General features: G+C 67.7%; 20 protein-coding genes. 8 read left to right on the plus strand and 12 right to left on the minus strand.

Features of this window, described 5'->3' with window-relative positions:
- Positions 1-43: 43 nt before the first annotated feature.
- The gene (gene hrpB / locus IU514_RS04245; RefSeq protein ID WP_194929829.1) at positions 44-2,587 is read right to left on the minus strand and encodes an ATP-dependent helicase HrpB; all 2,544 of its coding nucleotides are present in this window, start codon (positions 2,585-2,587) and stop codon (positions 44-46) included.
- 40 nt (positions 2,588-2,627) lie between these two features.
- On the opposite strand from hrpB, the gene IU514_RS04250 reads away from it, so the two are divergent.
- A complete protein-coding gene (locus IU514_RS04250; protein ID WP_194929830.1) occupies positions 2,628-3,422 on the plus strand; it encodes a TatD family hydrolase in 795 nt (264 codons plus the stop codon).
- Positions 3,423-3,459: 37 nt separating this feature from the next.
- Here the strand turns inward: IU514_RS04250 and IU514_RS04255 are convergent, their stop codons facing one another.
- Complete coding sequence (locus IU514_RS04255) at positions 3,460-3,765, minus strand: hypothetical protein (RefSeq protein WP_194929831.1); 306 nt, start codon at positions 3,763-3,765, stop codon at positions 3,460-3,462.
- A 191-nt stretch (positions 3,766-3,956) separates the two neighbouring features.
- Between IU514_RS04255 and IU514_RS04260 the strand changes: the two genes are divergently transcribed.
- On the plus strand, positions 3,957-5,924 hold the full coding sequence (locus IU514_RS04260) for a winged helix-turn-helix domain-containing protein (protein WP_194929832.1): 1,968 nt from the start codon (positions 3,957-3,959) through the stop codon (positions 5,922-5,924).
- Between the two features lie 33 nt (positions 5,925-5,957).
- Here IU514_RS04260 and IU514_RS04265 read toward each other — a convergent pair whose 3' ends face one another.
- From IU514_RS04265 to IU514_RS04275, 3 genes are all read right to left on the minus strand, one after another.
- The gene (locus IU514_RS04265) at positions 5,958-6,251 is read right to left on the minus strand and encodes a hypothetical protein (RefSeq protein WP_194929833.1); all 294 of its coding nucleotides are present in this window, start codon (positions 6,249-6,251) and stop codon (positions 5,958-5,960) included.
- Between the two features lie 134 nt (positions 6,252-6,385).
- Entirely contained in the window at positions 6,386-7,195 is an 810-nt protein-coding gene (locus IU514_RS04270; protein WP_194929834.1) for an ABC transporter permease, read from the minus strand.
- The gene (locus IU514_RS04275; RefSeq protein ID WP_194929835.1) at positions 7,192-8,208 is read right to left on the minus strand and encodes an ABC transporter ATP-binding protein; all 1,017 of its coding nucleotides are present in this window, start codon (positions 8,206-8,208) and stop codon (positions 7,192-7,194) included. The genes IU514_RS04270 and IU514_RS04275 overlap by 4 nt, the downstream gene beginning before the upstream one ends.
- A 115-nt stretch (positions 8,209-8,323) precedes the next feature.
- Here IU514_RS04275 and IU514_RS04280 point away from each other — a divergent pair, with 115 nt between their 5' ends.
- From IU514_RS04280 to IU514_RS04290, 3 genes are all read left to right on the plus strand, one after another.
- Positions 8,324-9,076, plus strand: a complete 753-nt coding sequence (locus tag IU514_RS04280; protein WP_194929836.1) for a ferredoxin--NADP reductase — start codon at positions 8,324-8,326, stop codon at positions 9,074-9,076.
- 190 nt (positions 9,077-9,266) lie between these two features.
- A complete protein-coding gene (locus IU514_RS04285) occupies positions 9,267-10,940 on the plus strand; it encodes a VCBS repeat-containing protein (RefSeq protein ID WP_194929837.1) in 1,674 nt (557 codons plus the stop codon).
- 144 nt (positions 10,941-11,084) lie between these two features.
- On the plus strand, positions 11,085-12,419 hold the full coding sequence (locus IU514_RS04290) for an FG-GAP repeat domain-containing protein (RefSeq protein WP_194929838.1): 1,335 nt from the start codon (positions 11,085-11,087) through the stop codon (positions 12,417-12,419).
- Between the two features lie 12 nt (positions 12,420-12,431).
- On the opposite strand, the gene IU514_RS04295 is transcribed toward IU514_RS04290, so the two are convergent.
- Positions 12,432-13,499 carry a hypothetical protein gene (locus tag IU514_RS04295; RefSeq protein WP_194929839.1) on the minus strand — a complete coding sequence of 356 codons (1,068 nt, stop codon included), beginning with the start codon at positions 13,497-13,499 and terminating at the stop codon, positions 12,432-12,434.
- A gap of 77 nt (positions 13,500-13,576) precedes the next feature.
- Positions 13,577-14,074 carry a hypothetical protein gene (locus tag IU514_RS04300; RefSeq protein WP_194929840.1) on the minus strand — a complete coding sequence of 166 codons (498 nt, stop codon included), beginning with the start codon at positions 14,072-14,074 and terminating at the stop codon, positions 13,577-13,579.
- Between the two features lie 196 nt (positions 14,075-14,270).
- Between IU514_RS04300 and IU514_RS04305 the strand changes: the two genes are divergently transcribed.
- From IU514_RS04305 to IU514_RS04315, 3 genes are read left to right on the plus strand one after another with little or no spacing between them, the layout of a single operon-like run.
- Complete coding sequence (locus IU514_RS04305) at positions 14,271-15,788, plus strand: alpha/beta hydrolase (RefSeq protein ID WP_194929841.1); 1,518 nt, start codon at positions 14,271-14,273, stop codon at positions 15,786-15,788.
- Positions 15,789-15,822: 34 nt separating this feature from the next.
- A complete protein-coding gene (locus IU514_RS04310) occupies positions 15,823-16,569 on the plus strand; it encodes an ABC transporter ATP-binding protein (RefSeq protein WP_194929842.1) in 747 nt (248 codons plus the stop codon).
- Positions 16,569-17,768, plus strand: coding sequence for an ABC transporter permease (locus IU514_RS04315; protein ID WP_194929998.1), 1,200 nt, complete (start codon positions 16,569-16,571; stop codon positions 17,766-17,768). Before IU514_RS04310 ends, IU514_RS04315 begins: the two co-directional genes overlap by 1 nt.
- Positions 17,769-17,873: 105 nt before the next feature.
- Here the strand turns inward: IU514_RS04315 and IU514_RS04320 are convergent, their stop codons facing one another.
- The 5 genes from IU514_RS04320 to rpmH all read right to left on the minus strand — a co-directional run bounded on the left by IU514_RS04320 (position 17,874) and on the right by rpmH (position 22,835).
- Positions 17,874-18,908, minus strand: a complete 1,035-nt coding sequence (locus IU514_RS04320; protein WP_194929843.1) for an energy transducer TonB — start codon at positions 18,906-18,908, stop codon at positions 17,874-17,876.
- Between the two features lie 141 nt (positions 18,909-19,049).
- Positions 19,050-20,390: a tRNA uridine-5-carboxymethylaminomethyl(34) synthesis GTPase MnmE gene (gene mnmE, locus IU514_RS04325; RefSeq protein ID WP_194929844.1), complete on the minus strand. Its 1,341-nt coding sequence runs from the start codon at positions 20,388-20,390 to the stop codon at positions 19,050-19,052.
- Positions 20,391-20,502: 112 nt separating this feature from the next.
- Entirely contained in the window at positions 20,503-22,206 is a 1,704-nt protein-coding gene (yidC, locus tag IU514_RS04330; RefSeq protein WP_194929845.1) for a membrane protein insertase YidC, read from the minus strand.
- 15 nt (positions 22,207-22,221) lie between these two features.
- Positions 22,222-22,641, minus strand: a complete 420-nt coding sequence (gene rnpA / locus IU514_RS04335; protein WP_194929846.1) for a ribonuclease P protein component — start codon at positions 22,639-22,641, stop codon at positions 22,222-22,224.
- Between the two features lie 53 nt (positions 22,642-22,694).
- Positions 22,695-22,835 carry a 50S ribosomal protein L34 gene (gene rpmH / locus IU514_RS04340; protein WP_031374044.1) on the minus strand — a complete coding sequence of 47 codons (141 nt, stop codon included), beginning with the start codon at positions 22,833-22,835 and terminating at the stop codon, positions 22,695-22,697.
- Between the last annotated feature and the right edge of the window lie 303 nt (positions 22,836-23,138).

A 23,138-nucleotide genomic window follows, 5' to 3' on the forward strand; every position in this document is an offset into this window, starting at 1 on the left:
TTCCATGGACCGCGCGGATGCCGCCCCGCCAATATGCGGCGAACTACGTACCCCTTGGCTTCGCCCGGTGCGTGGCCGTTGCGCTCCATGGATCGTCGGGCCAAGGATGCTTCGGATACCGCCCCTTCATCTCCTTCTTCACTTCCGGATACGTGCGATCCCAGAAGCCCTTCAGGTCCTGCGTGATCTGCAGCGGCTTGCCGCCCGGCGACAACAGGTGCAGCGTCAGCGGCACGCGGCCGTCGGCGATGCGCGGCGTGTCGGCCAGCCCGAACAGTTCCTGCAGCTTCACCGCCAGCACCGGTGCGACCGGTGCATCGGTCTCGTCGTCGAAGCCGTACTCGATGCGCCGCTCCATTCCCGACGGCACGGTGATACGGGTGGGCGCGAGTGCATCGATCTTCTGCCGCATCGACCAGTCCAGCGTCGAGCGCAGCGCCTCGCCCAGATCCTGTTCGTCCAGCGCGTCCAGGCGCGTCTTGCCGGTCAGTGCCGGCTTGAGCCAGGCGTCGAGCGAGGCGAGCAGCGCGGTATCGGACAGGTCCGGCAGCGCGGCGTCGCCCTGCGCCAGCTCCGGCATCCATGCGCGCAGGCAGCGCACGCGCGCACGCCACTGCGCCAGCGATTCGGTCCACGGTAGTGCCTGCAGGCCGAGCTGTCGCACCGCGTCCACCAGCGCGTCGGCATAGCGCGACGGGTCGGGCTTCGCCAGCGGCCGGCTGTCGATGACGATGCGGTCGTAGCGCGTTTCGCGCACGGCCGCGATGCCGCGCACGGCCGCGTCCCAGATCACGCGATCCTCGGTGACGAAGCGGCCGGGAAACTCGCGGCGCAGGCGTTGCTCGTCCAGCGGCGCACCGCGTAGCACACGTGCATCGCGGGGATCGTCGCGCAGTTCGCTGATGACGATCCACGGTTCGCCGTACAACGCACTCTCGTCGAACAGCTTTGCGCTGCGTCCGTTGGCGAGCTGGTAGCGGTACGGATCGCCCGGATGCTGGCGCGCGATGCGGTCGGGAAACGCATGCAGCAGCAGGTCGCCGAGCAGGTGCGCCGGCGCTTCGCGCGGTGGCGGTGCATCGAGGCGCAGGCGGCGCCGCCATTGCTTGGCGGCCTGGTCCAGCGCGGCCAGCGACGAGCGCGAGGCCTCCGGCGCGACGCGCCCGTTGCGGAACGCCGCCAGCGCCTGCCAACGCTCGGCCAGCGCGTCGCTGCGCTGTCGGCCGGGCCCGGGACGCAGCGCATCGCGTGCTTCCAGCAACGCGGCGAGGTCGCAGGCCAGCGCCTGTTCGGTGGCATCGCGCGGTGCCAGCAGCATGGCCGCCAGTCTGGGATGCGTGCCGAGTGCGAGCATGCGGCGCCCCAGCGCGGTGATCACGGCTCCGTCGAGCGCGCCCAGGCGCTGCAGCAGTTCGCGCGCCGCGGCGAGCGCGCCACCCGGCGGGGTGTCGACGAAGCGCAGGTTGGCATCGCCCCACGCCGCCAGCTCCAGTGCCAGCCCGGCGAGTTCGACCTGGGCGATCTCGGGACGGCGTTGCGGCTCAAGCCGCTGCGATTCCGGCCAAAGCCGCAGCGCCACGCCTTCGGCGACGCGGCCGGCGCGGCCGGCACGCTGGTCCGCCGAGGCCTGCGCGATGTTGACGACGTCGAGCCGCGCGAATCCGCTGTTGGGGTCGTAGCGCGGTTCGCGCGCCAATCCGGAATCGATGACCACGCGCACACCGGGCAGCGTGACGCTGGATTCGGCGACGTTGGTGGCGAGCACGACGCGGCGATGGCCGTCAGGATCGGGCTGCAGCACGCGCGACTGCTGTTCCACCGGCAGTTCGCCGTGCAGCGTCAACACATCGGCCACGCGCGTGGCGTCGCTGTTGTCGAGCGCCGCCTGCGTGCGCGCAATCTCGCGCTGGCCCGGCAGGAACACCAGCACGTCGCCCGGATGCTGCGTGAGGGCCTGTTCGATGGCGCGCCGTGTCTGGTGCTCCAGCGCTTCCTCGCGTCGCGCCGGGAAATGCGAAACCGCCACCGGATAGCTGCGGCCGGCGCTGCTCAGCCGGGGCGCGTCGAGGAACTTCGCCAGCCGCTCGCCATCCAGCGTGGCCGACATCACGACGATGCGCAGGTCCTCGCGCAATCCGGCCTGCACGTCCAGCGCGAGCGCGAGGCCGAGGTCGGCCGATAGATGGCGTTCGTGGAACTCGTCGAACAGCAGCGCGCCGACGCTCTCCAGCATCGGGTCGTCCTGCAGCATCCGCGTGAGGATGCCCTCGGTGACAACTTCTATCCGTGTCGCCGACGACACCTTGTTCTCGAAGCGGATGCGGTAGCCCACCGTCTCGCCCGCGGCTTCGCCGCGCTGGCGCGCCATGAAGCCTGCGGCGGCGCGCGCGGCGACGCGGCGCGGTTCCAGCATCACAATCCTGCGGCCGGCCAGCCACGGCTCGTCGAGCAGGGCGGGAGGCACCTGCGTGGTCTTGCCGGCACCGGGCGGTGCTTCCAGCACCAGTCGCGGATGCACGGCCAGCGATGCGCGGATTTCCGGCAGCAGCGGATCGATCGGGAATGCAGGGGAGGCGGGGCGAGTCACGCCGCACAGTCTAAAGGGCGTGCTCGGCTAAACTTCACCGATGCAACTGATCGATATCGGCGCCAACCTCACCCACGACTCCTTCGACCACGACCGCGACGCGGTGCTGGAGCGCGCACGCGCGGCCGGCGTCGTGCAGATGGTGATCACCGGCGCCAGCCGCGAACATTCGCCGATGGCGCTGGCGCTGGCGCGGAAGCATCCGGGGGAGCTGTTCGCGACCGCCGGCGTGCACCCGCACCATGCCAGCGAGTACACCGCCGAGTGCGATGCCGAGATGCGCGAGCTGCACACGCATCCGGAAGTCGTGGCCGTCGGCGAATGCGGGCTCGATTACTTCCGGGATTTTTCGCCGCGTCCGGCGCAGCGCCGGGCGTTCGAACAGCAGCTGCAGATCGGTGGCGAGACCGGCAAGCCGCTGTTCCTGCACCAGCGCGACGCGCACGCCGACTTCATGGCGATGATGAAGAACTTCGAGGGCAGACTGGGGCCGGCGGTGGTGCACTGCTTCACCGGCACCCGCGAGGAACTGTTCGACTACCTCGATCGCGACTGGTACGTCGGCATCACCGGCTGGCTGTGCGACGAACGTCGCGGCCAGCATCTGCGCGAACTGGTCCGCCACATCCCGGCCAACCGGCTGCTGATCGAGACCGACGCCCCCTACCTGCTGCCGCGCACGATCAAGCCCGCGCCGTCGCACCGGCGAAACGAGCCGATGTTCCTGGCCCACATCGTGGAAGAACTGGCTCGCGACCGTGGCGAGGACGTCGCCACAGTCGCGGCCAGCAGCACCGAGGCCGCGCGTACCTTTTTCCGACTGCCTCCGCGCTGAACGGGAGGCACGCGGGCCGTCGGCGGTTCGGTCAAACTCAACGCTTGGCGAGACGGGTATTGGTGTCGCGCCGGTCGTTATCGGACTTGTTCTGCAAGTCGATCACCAGCTGGAACTGTCCGCCACCACGGCGATGGCACATGTGGTCGATCTCGACCATCAGGCGGTTGCGCAGGTCGTAGGCCTGGCTGAAGTTGTCGGCGCCGGTCAGGCCGGCGACCTCCTGCTGTGTCGGCCGTTGCTGGTCGTCGCAGTCCACGTAGACGCTGGCCTGGTGCGGCGGCGAAGCGAGCGCGGCCGCCGGCGAGAGGGCCAAGGCGAGAAGAAGAATCCTGGCGTTCATGGCGTGACTCCTGGCAGTCCCGGGTCCTTCCCGGCAGGACCAGACTCGCGCTGTCGCCGCCCTCAGTCTTGAGGCCGCGCTGAGGAAGGCGTGACGAACCTCTGAGGACCGTCGCCAAAGCTTGGGAAAACCTTAGGCCGCGTCGTCGTCCCCCTCGCGTAATCGTTAATGGGCCTTCCCGCGACACCGCGATGAGCCAACCGAACCCCACCGTGCTCACCTTCGACGATTTCGTCCTCGACCTGTCCGGCCGCCGGTTGCTGCGCGCGGGCGAGTTGCAGCCGCTGGAACCCAAGGCCTTCGCCGTGCTCAGCCTGCTCGCGGCGTCCCCCGGACAGGTGTTCTCACGGGAGGAAATCCTCGACGCGGTGTGGGGCCATCGCCACGTCACGCCCGGCGTGCTGAACCGGATCATGACGCTGCTGCGCCACGCCCTCGGCGAGGACGCGCACACGGCGCGCTACCTGCACACGGTGCATGGCTACGGCTACCGCTTCGACCTGCCCGATCCGGCAGCGTCGGGTATCGAAGCCCCTGCGAGCCCGCAAGTTCGGCCCGAACCCGAGGATCCCGATGACGCCACGGTGCGGTTGCGCACCGCGGATCGCGACGGGATCTTCCCGCGCCCGGCGCGCTCATGGTTGCTGTTCGGCGTGCTGGCCATCGTGCTGCTCGGGGCATTCACGGCGTGGCGGATGCTGGCGCCCGCCGATTCCGCAAGTGCGCCGGTGGCTTCCGGCGCCGTGGCGACACCGGTGCTGGCGGTGCTGCCGCTGCGCGCGACCGGCGACGATCCTCGCGGGCAGGCGTTCGCCGACGGCCTCAGCGAGGAACTGATCGGCCAGCTCTCGCGGATCGACGGCCTGCGCGTCACGTCGCGAACATCGTCGTTCCAGTTCCGCGATACCAGATTGCCGCTGAGCGACATCGCCAAACGCCTGCACGCGACCCATCTGCTTGAAGGCGGCGTGCGACAGGACGGGGATCGCCTGCGCATCAGCCTTCGCCTGGTCGAAGCCGGCAGTGACCGCACCGTGTGGGCGCAGGACTTCGACCGCCAGCTCGGCGACATTTTCGTGCTGCAACGAAACATCGCCTACGCCATCGCCAGCGCCTTGCAGCTGCACCTGGGCAAGCCGGTCGCGCTGCCATCTCGTGAGGATCCGGCGCTGTACCGGCGCTACCTGCTTGCGCGGCATCCCGCCCGCGACAACCTCGACCCGGGTTCGATGCGCGAGGCCGAGTCGGAGATACGCGACCTGTTGCGCGAGCATCCGGACTACGCACGTGCCTGGGGCGGACTGGCGTCGATCCTGTGGGTGCGGTCGCTGGCGGCGGCGCTGGGCCGCGACGAACTGCGCGCCGAGGCGGAAGCAGCAGCGGCACGGGCACTGGAACTCGATCCACACCAGCCGGATGCGCACTCGGTGCTGGCCCGCCGCGCCTGCCGCCTGCAGGAGTGGGCCGAGTGCATGACGCTGTCTCGACGCGCGATCGAGCTGGCGCCCTCGGACCCGATGTTCCGTGGCTGGCATGCGGCCAGCCTGGCGACGATGGGCTATGTCGACCAGGCGCTGCGCGAGGCCGACGAGGCGCTCGCGGTGGCGCCCTTCGATTCGAACACGCATTTCCTGCGCGGGCGCCTGCTCGACACGCTAGGCCGGCATGACGAAGCGGAGAAACACCTGCTGATGTCCGACCCGGAACGCGCGCAGACCGCGCTGTACTTCAACGCGATCTGGCGCAAGGACTACGACGTCGCCGAGCGTGTCGCCGCCTCGCTGCCGAACGAGATGCCGTGGCGCGGTTCCGAACTCGCCGCCGTCGCCGCGCTGAAAGGCCGGCGCCCCTGGGACGACGTGACCGCGGCGATCGCGACCAGCGAGAGCCATCCGCTCTATGGCCAGGTGCCCTACGACTTCACCCGCCTGCTGTTGCCGGTGCGCGATTACCGGCGCGACATCGAGGCCCTGGACGGCGTGCAGCGCTCCGGCTATGCGTCCTACCAGCTGGTGTTCTGGCAACCGGAGTCACGCGCGCTCCGTCAGGATCCGGCGTTCCAGGATTACCTGAGCCGCAGCGGCCTGCTCGCGTACTGGCGCGAGCACGGCTTCCCGACGCAGTGCGTGGCCTCTGGAGCTCGCGTCAACTGCGACTGAGCGCAGCGCATGGGCGCGGTCACGACCTCGCGGTCATGGATAGCGTCTGGCCACCATTGCCTGCGTGTCGGCGTCCGGTTCGAGTACGACCTGCAACTGGTCGCCGCCACGCCTGCAAGCCCGCAGGGCTTTGATGATCATGCGCTGGCGGACCCGATATGCCGGGTCGAATGCATCGAACCCGAATTGTTCGGCGAACTCGCGCAACGAAGGCCACTCGGGATGACCGCAGTCGACTGTCAGCATGCTGGTGGACGCCGGAGGCGACGCCTGCGCTGCGAATGGATTCGCCAACACGAGCGTGAGAAGAAGGGGACGAACGTTCATGGCGTACTCCCTGCCGGCGTCGATACTCGGACGCCGTCATTAAAGGTTACGCCGGACGCGGCTCGCGATTACCGCCGCCACCCTCTCGGGTGGTGCTTAATGGCGACCGCAAGAAAACGTTGCGGCTGACCCGTTCAGCTGCGCAGCCCGACACCGCGCTTGAGCAGCCACAGGCCGAGCGAGGCCAGCAGCACCACGAAGCCGATCATCAGCGCGTACGCGACCCACAGCGGCACGTCGCTGACGCCGAGCAGGCCATAGCGGAACGCATTGACCATGTAGAAGATCGGATTGGCGTGCGTCATCGCCTCGGCCCACGGCGGCAGCAGCTTCACCGAATAGAACACGCCGCCCAGGTAGGTCAGCGGGGTCAGGATGAAGGTCGGCACGATCGCGATGTCGTCGAACTTCTTCGCGTAGACCGCGTTGACGAATCCGGCCAGCGAGAAGATCGTCGCGCCCAGCAGCACCGTCGTCAGCGTCACCAGCGGATGCGGCAGGCGCACCTTGGTGAACAGCATCGAGATCAACAGCACGATGACGCCGACCATCAGGCCGCGCAGCACCGCGCCGGCCACGTAGCCGGTGAGGATCACCCAGTTCGGCATCGGGCTGACCAGCAGCTCCTCGACGTGGCGTCCGAACTTGGCACCGAAGAAGCTCGATGAGATGTTGCCGTAGCTGTTCTGGATCACGCTCATCATCACCAGGCCGGGGACGATGAAATCCATGTAGCGGATGCCGTCCATCTCGCCGACGCGCGAGCCGATCAGGCCGCCGAAGATCAGGAAGTACAGCGTCATCGTGATCGCCGGCGGCACCAGCGTCTGGCCCCAGATGCGCAGGATGCGGTTGACTTCGCGGCGCACGATCGTGCCGAGCGCGACGAGGTTGCGCTGCATGTCGGTGGGTTCGCGCGTGGCGGAGGTGCTGACCTGGTTCATGCGACCTGCTCCGGCGTCGTCTGTACGGTGCTGTCCTGTGCGTTCTCGCCGGTCAGGCGCACGAACAGTTCTTCCAGCCGATTGGACTTGGTGCGCATCGAGCGCACGCGGATACCGGCCTCGTTGAGGCTGGCGAAGACGCGGTTGAGGTCCATCGCGCGCGGCATCTCGATGTCGAGCGTGTGATCGTCTGCGGCCATCAGCGTGGTGCCTTCGATGACCGGCAGCGACGGCGGCAGGTGGCCGTCGATGTCGAGCAGGAAGCCTTCGACGTCGAGCTTGGCCAGCAGCGCCTTCATCGGACCCTGCTCGACGATGCGGCCGCGGTCGATGATGGCGAGGTTGCGGCACAGGCTCTCGGCTTCCTCGAGATAGTGCGTGGTCAGGATGATCGTGGTGCCGGCGGCGTTGATCTCCTTCAGCGTCTTCCACATGCCACGGCGGATCTCGATGTCGACGCCGGCGGTGGGCTCGTCGAGGATCAGCAGGCGCGGCTGCGTCATCATCGCCCGCGCGATCATCAGCCGGCGCTTCATGCCGCCCGAGAGCGTGCGGCTCATCATCGTGGCCTTCTCCCACAGGTGCGCGCGCTTGAGCTCGACCTCGGCGCGGCGGATCGCCTCCTCGCGCGGCACGCCGTAGAAGCCGGCGTAATTGACCAGGATGTCGAGCGGCTTCTCGAACATGTTGAAGTTCAGCTCCTGCGGCACCAGGCCGATCATGCGCATCGCGGCGTCGCGCTGGCGGGCAAGGTCGATGCCGAAGATCGAGACCGAGCCGGCCGACAGGTTGACCAGCGAGCTGACGATGCCGATCAGCGTGGACTTGCCGGCACCGTTGGGACCCAGCAGGGCGAAGAAGTCGCCCGGTGCCACGTCGAGCGAGACGCCCTTGAGCGCCTGGACGCCCGCCTTGTTGGGGCCGCCGTCGTAGGTCTTGCGCAGATCGCGCACGGACAAGGCGGGGACGGACAGGGTGGGAGCGGCGGCCGGGACCGCGGCGGTCTGGTTCATGTCGGGGGTGCCTGCGCCGCGGGGCACGCGGCCATCATCGGTTCGTTGCCGTTAGTATAGGCGGCCTCACGGTGGCACTCCGGCCACACTCTGTTGCAGCCCTGTCGGTACCCTCGTGGCCATCCAGCACTTCCCTCTCAAGCTCGTCTCGCGTCGCATGCTGGCCCCCACCGTGGGCCACTACACGTTCGTCCGCGATGACGGCCAGCCGCTCGATTACATCCCGGGCCAGTTCATCCAGGTCCATTTCCAGTACGCCGACGGCACCGCGACCAAGCGCAGCTATTCGCTTGCGACGATCCACGACCACGCGCTCGGTCCGGGCGAGGCGGTCGAGATCGCGGTGAGCTACGTGCCTGGCGGTGCCGCGACGGCGCTGTTCGAGGGCCTGGACATCGGCGGCACGGTCGATGCCAGCGGCCCGTTCGGCCGCTTCTGCCTGATGCCGGCCGATTCCAACAAGCGCTACCTGCTGATCGGCACCGGCACCGGCGTGACGCCGTACCGGGCCATGCTGCCGCAACTGGAAACGCTGATGCGCCAGCGCGGCGTCGAAGTCGTGCTGCTGTTCGGCGCACGCACGCCGGTGGAGCTGTTGTACGGCGACGAGTTCCGCGCCTTCGCCGACAAGCACCCGAACTTCCGCTTTGTCCCGTGCTTCTCGCGCGAACTGCCCGAGAACGCGCACCCGGACGTGCGCCGCGGCTATGTGCAGCAGCACCTGGCCGAGTTCGCGCCGGACCTCGCACACGACATCGCTTACCTGTGCGGCAACCCGAACATGGTCGATGCCTGCTTCGAGACGCTGAAGGAGTGCGGCCTGCCGGTGCCGCAGATCCGTCGCGAGAAGTACGTCAGCAGCAAGTAAGCGGCGGATCCCCCGCCACGCATGCGTCAGCTGGCGGCGCATGCCGCGCACGGCACAGTTCCTGCTGCCGACGCTGCACTGGCCTCATGGGGTCATGCTAGATTCCCGTCCGGGGAAGGGGACGGGGCAGTTCATGGATGCGAGCCTTGCGGCAGCAGGCGGGCAGCGATCGACGGCGGGCGCGACGGGCATGATCCGGTCACTGATCCGGCACATGGCCGGCTTGGCCCTGCTCGCGCTTATCGTTCCGGCCCTCCCAGCCCGCGCGCATGAGTTCGACGAGCCCATCGACCTGTACGTCGATTCCGGACTCGCCAACGGCATCGAGCAGCTCGCCATCGGCGACGTCAACGGCGACGGCCTCGACGATATCGTCACCTTGCATCGGGCCACCACCGGTCAGACCTCCATGTCCGGGCGCATCGGCATCATGCTGCAACGCCGCGGCGGCGGTTTCGAGTTTCCACGCTTCCATGCGTGCAACTGCAGCCCGGACCAGTTGAAGCTGTTCAATTTCGACAGCGATCCGGCGCAGGAGATCCTCTACAAGAGTGTGATCGACGACTACTCGTTGCCCGCCGGCGGCTTCGAGGTGCTCGAAATCCTGCCCGACGGCCAGGAACTGACCCAACGCTACGTCGAAGGCTATCTGCGCGATGAAGCCTTCAGCCTGGTGGACGTCAACCAGGACGGCTACGACGACCTGTTCTTCGCCTATTACGACGACGACAACACGACGCCGCAACTCGAGTATCGCTACGCAATCTGGTACCACGTGGTCCACGACACCGATTCGCAGCGGGGACGCCACGGGTTCACGCGCTATCAGGGCGACCGTTTCGTCTTCAGCGGCATCGACGACTCGCGTTATGTCTCGACGCCGCCCGTGCGCCAGCAGATCGACCTGGATGGCGATGGGTATTACGACGCCATCGAAGGCCGCTGCACCACGCTGTGCCTGTTCCGCCAGGAGCCCTGGCGCCAGCTGGTGACCGCTCCCATCACCGATTCCACGCCTGGCGACGCCCAGTACGGCGACATCGATGGCGACGGCCTGCCCGATCGCCTGAGCAGTATTCAGCTGATGTCGCATGCCGAAGTCCTGGTCGAGCTGCAGACCACGCCGACGCAGTTCGCCGAAGCCGGCTCCTTTGCTCCGCTGTCTTTGCCGGGACCGCCGTTGATCGGGGACTTCGACAACAACGGATTGACGGACTTCGCCGTCCTCTCCGAGAAGATCACCACGTTTGGTGGGCAGGGGTGGCTCAGCGTCGCGTTGCAGACGGCCCCGGGCCAGTTCGCCACGGACAACAAGACCGTCGCGTCCAACCTGGATTACGGACGACTGTTTGCCGGCGACTTAAATGCCGATGGCTGCCGCGACCTCATCGCGATGCGTTCAGCCGGTCCGCAGGGCGCCGGCCTGCTGTATTTCCGTGGCCGCGGCTGCGAACCCGCATCCGACCTCCTCGTGTCGGCAAGCTTCGCCCATGGCCAAGCCAAGGCGTCCATCGACTATCTCGCCGGCTCCGCCCCGTCGCACGAGCGCTTCGTGCGGGTGGTCGTGGCACCGGCCATCCTTGACGACAGCGCGCTCGACCTCGTCGTGCAGGCGCCTCCGGAGTGCGCAGCGCAGCAGGCCCGCGCGCCGCGCCGCATCTTTGACTGTTACCTGCCCGCACTGTCGCCGGGCGACCGCTACACGTATGCGTTCCCGGTGCGCGCCGTGCCCGGGAAATCGGCTGAGCTCCAGGTCACCGCTTTCCTCCAGGACGATGCTGGGGATTCCAACACCAGGAACAACCGCAGCCAGGTCCGTGCGCAGTACACGGCGCCGCCTCCGCCCGCCCCGCGCGGCGAGTGATCGCGGCGCTCGCCCTATCCGGTCTGACTCCGACACCCTATGAGCCCTAGGTCACCCAGACATTCGTTGCTCGCCGCATGCCTGCTGCTGGGTGCATGCGCAAGCGTGCATGCCGCGCAGTTCGCCAAGGGCGTGAAACTGCCGATGGAGCAGAACGCCAACTACAACCGTAATGTCGAGTACTCGGCGGTCGGCGACGCCAACGGCGACGGCCGGATGGATGTCGTGTTCTTCACCGATGGCTTCGGCGCTGCGGTCAGCGAGGACTACCAGTTCTACGTGTACGTACAGCAAGCGGACGGCACGATGTCGCTGGCCACGCGGCAAACCTATGCGCCGGGCAACAAGGTCAAGTACTACACCGAAGGCGCACTGTTCACGGACCTCGACCAGGACGGCAAGGCGGAGCTGGTCCTGGGCGTGGGCGGCAGCCGTGATCTGGCCGTACTCAAGCGTGGCAACGATGGCCAGTACCAGGAAGCCGCGCGGATCACTTCGCCGATCCAGGCCGGCATGAAACGCGCTCAGGACCTGGACGGCGATGGCCAGCTGGAACTGATGGTCAAGAGCTACAACGCGCTGGCCGTGTTCAAGGGCAAGGGCCAGCTTGCCTTTGAAAATCCCGTCTACGTGCTCGACTACGGTAGGCCCGGCGTGGGCGGCACCAGTCCGGGCGGCGGCTTCGTGCTCGACGATATCGACGCGGACGGCCGCACCGACATGTTTACGGTTGACCCCTGGGGCTTTGGCCACCTCGGATTCAATCGCGGCGCGAAGGAGTTCTTCTTCGGCGAACCGTTGCACGTCGATAATGCACCGCAGTGGCCGGATGCCGTCGCCGTGGGCCGGTTCGACTCGCAACGCGGCGAACGTGAGATCGCGGTGACGAATCAGGAGAAGGAATACCCGACGCCCAATAGCGTGAGGGTCTACCAGGCGATCAGGATCTACGGCCTGACCGACGAAGGATTCAGGCTCAGGTCCAGCAAGCGCTACGAAATCCTTTACTCCGTGCGGCACAACAGCATGCTGGCGTCCGACCTGGATGACGATGGCGACGACGATCTGGTGATCTTCGGCGGCGATCACGTCTATGTGCTCTTCAGCACCGAAGGCGGCGTCCTTTCCGAGCCGTTGCTGGTCCGGGCCGAACCGAGCAACTCGTCGGGCCAACAGCCGGTCATGAGCTCGACCCACATCGCCGACTTCAACGGCGACGGCTGCAAGGACATCGGTCACTCCAGTCGCAGCTATGCCATCTACTACCGCACGGATTGTCCGTCCGGCGCGGCCAAGCAAGTCGCGGCGGATCTGGTCGGGGCCCCGCGTCCAGCAGTCTCTGGCTCCAGTAGTTCTTCCCGCCAGAGATCCGGATCCACCAGGCTCCTGGAACCGTTGAAGCAGAGGGCCAGGGCGAAGGTGACGCGCGATGCGCCCGGCGCACAACCGCCGAAGGGTGTTCGGCGGCAGGAGCGCTAGACCTCCGTTGCCTTATCGGCCGGGCACCCGGCAGCAACGGGCACTGAAGGTGAAGTCCTTGGCGCTGGCACCGCTATTGAGTACCGAGGAGAACCACTCGTTGCCGTCCGGCTGGTTGGGACCGGAAGCCTGTAGCACCTGGTTGGCGTTGTCGGGGCTGCGCACGCCACCACCTGTCGCCGTGTAGCCCGTCGGGCAGGTCAGGGCCGCATATCCGCGTTCGCCCGCCGCGATATTGACGACCTGGCTGATGTCGGTGCACTCCAGCGGCGTGGCCTTGGGTGCATCGAAATAACCAACGATATCGACGACGTAATCCGCCTGCGCATAGGAATACAGCGTGAAATCGAACGATGGCGTACCGGCTGCGAGCTTGGCGATCATCGAGTTGCCGACGATATCGCCGGTTTTGTAGTTCAGGCTCGATGCGTTTGGCCGGGACTCGCCATAGGGATACACGGTCGCGTAGCCCGCCCCTTGGGGGGTGACCGTCGTCAGGTTCACCACGACGGCCGCCGGGCTGGCAGTGGCAAGCCCGCAGTCGGTAGGACTGCCGCCCTGCGCGGCATAGCTCTGCATGCCCCAGGCGACGAAGTTTCTGCTTGCATTGGCGGCAATCGGGCCCGCCGCAACGTTGCGGGTATCGGCGATGCGGCAAGGCTGCAGCGGCGTGTAGACGAGGTCGCCCTCGGCATCTCCCAGTGCCATCGGCATCACATTGCTCGTTTGCACGGTGAGCGGCACCATCGAAGCCTTGGCCAGCATCGTGATGGCGGCATCGTCCGTCAGTTGCTGGCCGCGGCCGCTGAGTTCGGCCATGGCACCCTCGAAGGTGTCGCGACGCACGGCACGACGCAGGTTGGCAGAGTCGCCGTGCGCGAACTGCGGCACGAGACGCTGTGACCAGACACCAGCATCGAGTCCATAGATCTGCTCGACATAGCTGCCCCATTTCGTGACGAACTGATGGATCAGGGCACCGCGTTCCGCTGGCGATGCCGGGGTTATGGAAACGCGTAGGGCGGGGTTGGCCGCCACGGCATAACCCTCGCCCGCGTGGGCGGTGCCGACCGCGGCCATGGCAAAAGCCAGCGTGCAGACTCGAACTGCGTGCATCAGGTAGTCCCTTCCCCAAGGAACCGCAAGCCTAGCCAAATTCAGCGCACGGTCAACAACACTCCGGTGTCGCATTCGATCTGGCGCTCGTCATCGCCCACCCAAACGATCACGTTGTAGGCGCCGGGGACGGCCGGCAGTTTGCCGCGCGCCGAATAACCTGCCGCGATCAGGCGCGGGTTGCCGTTTGCGATGTCAGGCCGCCGAATGCGCACCGCCGGCAGAAACTGGTCCGCGGCCCCGACGACCTGCGACCGGATCACGATGTGCAGGAGCGGTGGCGTCGGCCTTTCCGCATCCGCAACCGTGCTCCAGCCCGTGAACTCGGCCACGGATCCAGGGACGAGCGGCGTCAGCCTGCGCGTACCGACGCCATTGACCGACTCGAGCGGACAGATCACGCCTTGCCTGGACAGTGTTGCGGAGGCCAGCGCCGCCGGCAGCTCCTCCGAGAATGCAGGCTCTTCAGGCGTGCGTGCGCACGACGCCATGCCCAACAGGCAGGTCAGGGCCAGTCCAGATGAAATCGCCTGCTTCATACCCTTCATTGCCCGGCCGGGCGCGGTCGAATGCCGCGCAGGTTATCAGCGCCGTTCCCTCTGTTGTGAACGCAGCACGGGCTCGCGGTGCGGGCGATCGACACTGCGTGCAGCACCCCCCGTCTTCGGTCACATTTTTTCGTCTGCCCCCGTCTGTCATGCTCAGGGCGCTTTGCCTTAAGGACGAGAGGGAGACATGCGCAATACCCGGATAGGAATCGCCGCGCTGGCCGCGGTGTGGCTGTTGTCGGCCTGCGACGGCAGCAACGGCGCGAACGGCCAGGACCTGGCGGTACGCACTTTCGGCTCGATCGCGTTCGAGCCATGCACATTGTCCAGCCCGATGGCACCGTCGAGCATCGACGCCCAGTGCGCGAAGTTCGAAGTCGCCGAAAACCCGGCCCAGCCGAAGGGCCGCAAGATCCCGCTCAACATCGCGTGGCTGCCGGCGAGGGACCAGGCCGGCGGCACGTCTGACCCGGTGTTCTTCCTTGCCGGTGGCCCCGGCCAGGCAGCGACGGAGTACGCCGCGCAAGTCGACATGGCGCTGCGCGACGTACGCAAGCAGCGCGACATCGTGCTGATCGACCAGCGCGGCACCGGCAAGCTCAGTCCGCTGCAGTGCCGCGACGCGCAGGGCAAGGACCTGGCGCTGCAGGAGACCGACGAAGCCAATGCCGATGCGATCTCGGGATTCGCTGGCCGTTGCGCGCAGGCGCTCGCCGGCAAGGCCGATCCGCGCTTCTACACGACCACCGAAGCGATCGGCGACCTGGACCAGGTGCGGCGCGCGCTCGGCGTGCAGAAGATCAACCTGGTCGGCGTGTCCTACGGCACGCGCGTGGCGCAGCAGTACGCGGCGCGCTTCCCGGAACACACGCGCGCGATCGTGCTCGACGGCGTCGCGCCGAACACGCTGGTGGTCGGCGGCGAGTTCGCGCGTACGTTCGAGCGCGCGCTTGGCTTGCAGGTCGCTCAATGCCGCCAGCTGGCAAGCTGCCGGGACCGTTTCCCGCAGGACCTGCGCACCCAGCTGCGCACGCTCAAGGATCGCCTGCAGAAAGCGCCGGTCGAGGTCGAGTATCGCGACCCCTCCAGCGCCGAGATCCGTCGCGACACCTTGACTGCCGATACGGTCGTCGGCCTGACCCACATGTTCTCGTACATGCCGCAGATGGCGTCGCTGCTGCCGGTGGTCATCGATGAGGCCGACCGCGGCCGCTACGCGCCGTTGATGGCGCTGGCGCAGATGATGACGCGCGAGATGGGCGGGCAGATGAACCGTGGCATGCAGTGGTCGGTCATCTGCGCGGAGGATGCCGATCGCTACCGTCCAGATCCTGACGACGCAGGCACGGTGCTCGGCGGCGACATGGCCAATGCGTTCTTCGCCGCCTGCCAGCAGTGGCCGCATGGCACGCGTCCGGCAGCCTTCAGCGAGCCGCTGCGATCAAAGGTGCCGGCGCTGCTGATGTCCGGCGAAATCGACCCGGTGACGCCGCCCGCCTATGCCGAAGCGGTGCTGAAAGGCCTGCCCAACGGCCGCCACCTGGTGCTGCGCGGACAGGGTCACAACGTCGGCGGCACCGGCTGCATGCCCAAGCTGGTGGGTCAGTTCCTCGAGACCACGGATGCGCGGAAGCTCGATGCGCAGTGCCTCGACGCCATCGGCTACGTGCCGCCTTTCACCGGCTTCAACGGATGGGAACCGTGAGCGCGCCGCGCGCGACACGACAAGGACCGACTCCATGATCATCGCCAAAGATTTGCACAAGAGTTTCAAGACCAAGACCGGCACGGTGCGAGCCGTCGACGGCGTCCACTTCGAGGCGCGCGACGGCGAGATCACCGGCCTGCTCGGCCCCAACGGCGCCGGCAAGACCACGACGCTGCGCATGCTCTACACGTTGATGAAGCCCGACGCCGGCGAAGTGCTGGTGGACGGCGTCGACGCCGCACGCGATCCAGCTGCCGTGCGTCGCGCGCTCGGCGTGTTGCCCGATGCGCGCGGCGTGTACAAGCGCCTCACCGCCCGCGAGAACATCGCCTACTTCGGCGAGCTTCACGGCATGGCGCAGGCCGCCATCGCGCAACGCACGCAGGTCCTGTCGGCGGCGCTGCAGATGGACGACATCCTCGATCGGCAGACGGAAGGCTTCTCGCAGGGCCAGCGCACCAAGACCGCGATCGCCCGTGCGCTGGTGCACGACCCGAGGAACGTCATCCTCGACGAGCCGACCAACGGCCTGGACGTGATGACCACGCGCGCGATGCGCGGGTTCCTGCAGCAGCTGCGTTCGGAGGGACGCTGCGTGATCTTCTCCAGCCACATCATGCAGGAGGTTGCGGCACTGTGTGACCGCATCGTCATCATCGCGCAGGGACGCGTGGTCGCTTCCGGCACCGCCGATGAACTGCGCGCACAAACCGGCGAGGCCAACCTCGAGGATGCGTTCGTCAAGGCCATCGGCTCGGAGGAGGGCCTGCACGCATGATGCGCACGGACAAGCAACCCAATGCTTTCGCCACCGCGTGGTCGGTGCTGCGCAAGGAACTTCGCGACATCTCCCGCGACCGCCGTACGCTGGCGCTCGCGTTGCTGCTCGGCCCTCTGTTGTATCCGGTGTTGATGATCGGCATCGGTTACCTGGCCGAGAGCCGCGCCAAGACCCAGCTGGACCAGGTGCTGGAAGTCCCGACCGCGGGCATCGAACGCGCGCCGAATCTCGTCGCGTTCCTTGCCACGCAGGGCATCAAGGCCACCAAGGCGCCTGCGGATCTCGACGCCACCATCGTCAACCAGGAGGTCGACGTCGGCCTGCGCATCGGCGCGGAGTTCGCGAAGGACTGGCATGACGGCCGTCCGGCGCTGGTCGAAGTGGTGCAGGACAGCACGCGCCGCAATACCGACATCCCGGGTGCGCGCGTGCGCGCGGCGCTGTCGGCCTATCGCGACCAGGTGGGTGCGTTGCGCCTGCTCGCGCGCGGCATCGATCCGTCGGTGACACGAGCGCTCAACGTCGGCAGCCGCGACCTGGCGACCGAGGATGCCAAGCGCGGCTCGATGCTGTCGGCGATCCTGCCGTACCTGCTGATCCTGATGTCGTTCCTCGGCGGCGCTTACCTGATCATGGACGCCACCGCAGGCGAGCGCGAACGGCAATCGCTGGAACCGTTGCTCGCAACGCCGGCCAAGCGCGGCGCGATCGTCAGCGGCAAGATCGCGGCGGCGTGCATGCTCGGGCTGGCGTCGCTGCTGCTGACGCTGCTGGCGTTCAAGCTCAGCGCGCAACTGGCCGGCGGCACCGCGAAGATGATGGACGTGCGCTTCGCCGCGATCGGCAAGATGCTGCTGGTGCTGTTGCCGATGCTGTTCATCGGTACGACGCTGCTGACGTATCTGTCGGCGGCCGCCAAGAGCATGAAGGAGGCGCAGAGCCACATGACCTGGCTGATGCTGCTGCCGATGATCCCGACGATCGCACTGGCGGTGAATCCGATCCGCACGCAACTGTGGCAGTTCGCGGTGCCGTTCCTGGCGCAGAATCAGTTGCTGCTGAAGATCATCCGCGGCGAGGCGATCACCTCGCAGGTGTGGATGATCTACCTGGCGGCCGGTTTCGGATTGGCTGCGCTGCTGTGGATCGCCGCGGTGCGGCGTTATCACCAGGAGCGGTTGGCGATCTCGGGCTGATGGCGCGATCACCGGGCGCGCCCGGTGAGCATCCGGTGGCATTGTGTTCACCCAAAGAAAAAGCCCGGCTCGCGCCGGGCTTTTTCATGCTTCGGTGACCTGGGATCAGCCGCCCGGGTTGAAGCTGATCGTGCGGCGCGTGGTGACCGGTGCGGGCACCGGCTGGAAGCGCCACTTGCGCACGGCGGCGACGGCTTCGCGATCGAAGATGCGTGCCGGGTTGGAACGCACCACGCGAGCGGCCGTGACCGAGCCGTCGCTGGCGACCGTGAACTCGACCTGCACCTCGCCCGACTGGTTCGCGCGCAGCGCGTCAGGCGGGTAGCGCGGGGCCGGGGTCGACAACGCACGCAGGTCCGCGCTCGCGGTTGCGGCAGCCGGAACAGCGGCAGCCTGCTGGCGCTGCTGGGCTGCCGTGCGATCGGCGGCGGCCTTGTCGGCTGCCGCCTTTTCCGCAGCCGCCTGGGCAGCGGCCTTGTCCGCCGCTGCCTTGTCGGAGGCCTGCTGGGTCGCCAGTTGCTTGGCGGCCGAATCCTGCTGCTTCTTCTGGTCCTCGAGGCGCTTCTTCTCGAGCTCGGCCTGCTTCTTGGCCTGCTCTTCCGCGGTCAGCGCCTGCTGTTCGGCACGCTTGGCGACGGCGGCCTGCTGTGCGCCGATGCTCGCCTTCAGGCGGGCCAGCGCCGGATGCTGGGAGTCTGCCTTCTCAAGCAGGGCGGCCAGGCGCTGTGCCTCGGCGAAGTCCTCGCGATTGACGCTCTGCTCGGTGGCGATGACGGTCATCGGCAGAAGGTCGGTCAGGGCGCTGGCGACGGCGGCATCCCCGGGTGCCTTGTCGCGCAGGGCCAGGTAGTACTCGACCGCGTTGTCGCCGGCCGGGGCGTACAGGCGGTTTTCGCCGTAGGCCTTGCTGCCGGCTTCGCGCAGCTGGTCGGCGGTCATGGCCGAGACCTTGGCGGAGACGGCGGTATCGGCGGTCACGGCCGGCGCAGCGGTGCTGGCGGCGGTGGTGGTGGCCGCTTCCGGTGCGGCTTCCTGCTTGCTGCAAGCCGCCAGCGCGCAGCCCAGCGCCAGCGCGGCGGTCAACTTCGATACGACAGACAACCGGCGCACAGGCCGGCCGTTGGAATGGACGACAGTCATTGGCAAAACTCCCCTGAAGTGCGCCAGAGCGGGCACACGGCTATAAGGACGCGACAGAGCGCCGTTTTTGTCAAGTCGAAGTTGCATGAACAGCGCAGGTTTGGGAGCGGCCTGCAAGGCCGGAGTTCCGTGCGCGCGGTCTCATTTGCCTATGCAGAAGCTGGCGAAGATGTGGCCCAGCAGGTCGTCGGCGCGGACCTTGCCGGTGATCTCGCCCAACTGGTCGTGCGCCAGGCGCAACCCTTCCGCGGCCAGGTCGAGGGCCTCGAGATCGAGGTGGACGCGTGCCGCGGCCAGTTCCTCGCGCGCCTGCATCAGCGCGTCTACGTGCCGCGCCCGCGCGGTGAACTCGCCCTCGCCTGCCGTGTCATCGCCGCCGGCCAGCTCGCGCAGGCGCGCATGCAACGCATCCAGGCCCAGGCCGGTGCGGGCGGAGACGTGGACGACGTCGGCCAGCGGCTCCGGGATGGCCGCCAGCAGGTCGGCCTTGTTGTGCAGCCACAGCCGGGCCGGCACCGCCGCGATCGATTCCGCCACCGCCGCGGTGCCGCTGTCGGGGTCGCGCGCATCGAGCACGACGATGGCGAGGTCGGCGCGTTCAAGTTCTCCGCGCGCACGACGCATGCCTTCGCGCTCGATCGCATCGCCGCCTTCACGCAATCCGGCGGTATCGACCAGGGTCAGCTCGACGCCGTCGATGCGCACGACCTCATGCAGCAGGTCGCGGGTGGTGCCGGCGATATCGGTGACGATGGCGCGATCGCGGCCGGCCAGCGCATTGAGCAGCGAACTCTTGCCGGCGTTCGGCGGCCCGACGATCACCGCGTGCAGACCTTCGCGCAAACGGCGGCCGCGCTCGGCCGCGCGCAGCAGATCGTCCAGCGCCGTGGCCGTGCTGGCGAGGCGTGCGCGCAGTTGCGCGCCGCCGAGCGTATCGATCGGTTCGTCGGCAAAGTCGATCGCGGCCTCGACATGCACGCGGATCGCCAGCAGTTCGTCAGCCAGGGCTTCGACCCGGCGCGAGAACTCGCCATCGAGCGCGCGCCGGGCGGCGCGCGCGGCGCGCGTATCGGCCGCGGCGATGAGATCGGCCACCGCTTCGGCCTGGGCCAAGTCGAGGCGTCCTTCGAGGAATGCGCGTTCGCTGAACTCGCCGGGTCGGGCACGACGTGCGCCGAGTGCGACGCATCGTGCGACCAGTTCGTGCAGGACCGCCGGACTGCCGTGCGCCTGAAGCTCGACCACGTCCTCGCCCGTGTAGCTGGCCGGTGCTGCGAAGTACAGGGCGATGCCGTCGTCGATCGCCTCGCCGTCCGCATCTCGGAAGCGGACGTGATGGGCATGGCGCGCCTTGAGCCGGCGATCGCACAGCGCCTGCGCGATGGCGAGCGATTGCGGGCCCGACAGGCGCACGATGCCGACACCGCCGGCACCCGGCGCAGTCGCGATGGCGGCGATGGTGTCGCGGGCGGGCTCGGTCATGCGGCTATGGTCGCAGAAGGACGGGAGCGGAGCTAAGCCGGTGGCTTGAGGCGTCCGGAAAAACAAAGCCCGCCGGTGGGCGGGCTTTGTCGTGTCAGCGGGCGCGATGGGCTCAGGCCTTCGCGGGCTCCTCGCTGTAGCGCTTGACCATCCTCCACTGCTGCAGCAGGCCGAGCGCGCCGTTGGTGACCCAGTACAGCACCAGGCCGGCCGGGAAGAAGGCGAACATCACGCCGAACACCAGCGGCATGAACTGCATCATCTTGGCCTGCATGGGATCCATGCCGGTGGTCGGGTTGAGCTTCTGCGTGAACCACATCACCGCCACGTTGATCAGCGGCAGCACGAAGTACGGATCGCGCGACGTCAGGTCGGTGATCCAGCCGATCCACGGCGCGTGGCGCAGTTCGACCGACTCCGACAGCATCCAGTACAGCGCCAGGAACACCGGCATCTGCAGCAGGATCGGGAAGCAGCCGCCGACCGGATTGATCTTCTCCTTCTTGTACAGCTCCATCATCGCCATCTGGAACTTCTGCTTGTCGTCCCCGTAGCGCTCCTTGAGTTGGGCGATACGCGGCTGGAACTTGCGCATCTTCGCCATCGACTTGTACTGCGCGGCCGACAGCGGATACATCGCCAGCTTGATCAGCACCACCAGGCCGACGATGGCCCAGCCCCAGTTGCGAACTAGGCCGTAGATCTTCTCCAGCACCCAGAACAGCCAGCCGGCGAGCGTCGCCATCAGGCTGTAGCTGCTGAAGTCGACGGCACGGTCCAGGCCCGGGACGTTCTGCGCTTCGATCGCCTTGACCAGCTTCGGGCCAACCCACAGGCGCGCTTCGGTCGCAGCCTTCGCGCCCGGCGCAACATTGACGCCGGGGCCGAGTTCGCGGATCAGGTACTGCGTGCCGCCGGGGCCGGGCGGAGTGGCCAGCGAGAACGTGCTGGCATCGTTGGAGCCCGGAATCCACGCGGCAAAGAAGTGATGCTGCAGCATGCCGATCCAGCCGCCGGTGACCTGCTTGTCGAGCGGGCCGTCCTCGACGAAGGCGTCGTACTTGCGCTTCTCGTACTTGTCGGCGGCGCTGTACCACGCGGCGCCCTGGAAGCTGTACTGCTCGGCGCTCATCGGGCCCTTCTTCACCAGCGCGCGCGGCACGCGGCTGAGCTGGCGATAGACGTAGCCCTGCCACGGCGCGCTGCCGGCGTTGATGATCTCGTCGCGCACCTTCACCACGTAATTCGCGCGACCGAACGTGTAGGTACGGCGGATCGTCACGCCGTTCGCACCAGTCCAGACGAAGGGTACGTCGACGGTGTTGCTCCCGTCGGCCAGCTTGTATTCGGTGGCGTTGCCTTCGACGCGGAAGCCCTGCTCGTGGCTCGGCGCGGCGCCGCCCTGGCTGACCCAGCCGCTCTGCGCGACGAAGTAGCGGCCAGCGACGTCATCGAACAGGCGAACCGGCGCGCTGTTGTCGTCGCTCGTGCTCGGATAGTGCAGCAGATCGGCGCGATGCATCTCGCCGCCGTCGAGCGTGACCTTCAGGACGTCGGTGGTGACCGTGACCACCGGTCCCTTGCCGGCAGCCGGAGCCTGCGCGCCCGCGGCGCCCATCTGCGCCAGCGGAACCGCCGGTACGCCGGAGGCATTGGCGGCACTCGGCACCGAGCCGTTGTTCGGCGTGGTGGCGGTCGTTGCCGACGTGGTCGCGGCGGGGGCTTGGGCAGCGCTCTTCTCCTTGCCCCATTCCATCCACAGCAGGGTCGCCACCATCAGCCAGGCGAAGATCAGGAAGACACGGGTCTGGTTCATGGGCGACAGGCGGGCTCAGCCGGTACGAATGTCCGGCGTGGATGGGGAAGAAGGAGGGGCGGGCGGCATTGTGCCCACCGCGGCTGGCGCGGGCAACGCGCCGGCACGGCGCAACAGACCCTGCAGGGCCTCGACGAGTTCCGCGCCGGAGCGGCGCGCAGCGCCGGGGCGCGCGACGACGACGTAATCACCGGGTGCGAGTTCGCCACGGATATGGCGGAAGTATTCGCGCAACGCCCGCTTGATGCGGTTGCGGCCGACGGCATGCGAATCGACCTTGCGCGAGACGGCAAGGCCCAGGCGCGGTTCGCCGTCACCGGACTGCCAATGCAAGGCAAGCACGGGCAGCGCCACGCGCCGGCCGTGCTGGAAGATGCGATCGAAATCTGGGCGCGCGCGAACCCGCGCATGGCGCGGGAAGCGGTTCGACGTCATGTGTCGGTACCGGCGAGCGCCGGTCGGCCCATCAGGCCGGCGGCTTTCTGCGCTTAGGCGCAGAGACGCTTGCGGCCCTTGGCGCGGCGACGGGCAAGAATCTTGCGGCCATCGGCGGTCGCCATACGGGCACGGAAGCCGTGGTCGCGCTTGCGCTTGAGGTTGCTGGGCTGGTAGGTGCGCTTGGTGGCCATGGTCCGGCTCTGCGTAAACGATTGACAAGACCGGCGATTCTAGCGGGCCCGCGGGCGCCGGGTCAACCCGCCTTTCGCCCGGCAATGGCTCGGGGCCAAGGTTTTGGCGCCAGCCTGCCACGCGTTCCGAATGCCGGCATGGTGCTGGCAGGCGTATCCGTGCTGTGGACTAACCTGTAGAGCGGCCTGTGGACAAGTCCTGTTCCGCGCCGGGTCGCAGTGATAGTCTGGCCTACCCCCAGAACACGCCCGCCGCGATGCGCGCATCGTGCGGCGGCCGCTTTGTCTGCCATCTCCGGCAGG

It is taken from the genome of Lysobacter niastensis (genome assembly GCF_015453285.1).
Lineage (GTDB): Bacteria > Pseudomonadota > Gammaproteobacteria > Xanthomonadales > Xanthomonadaceae > Lysobacter_J > Lysobacter_J niastensis.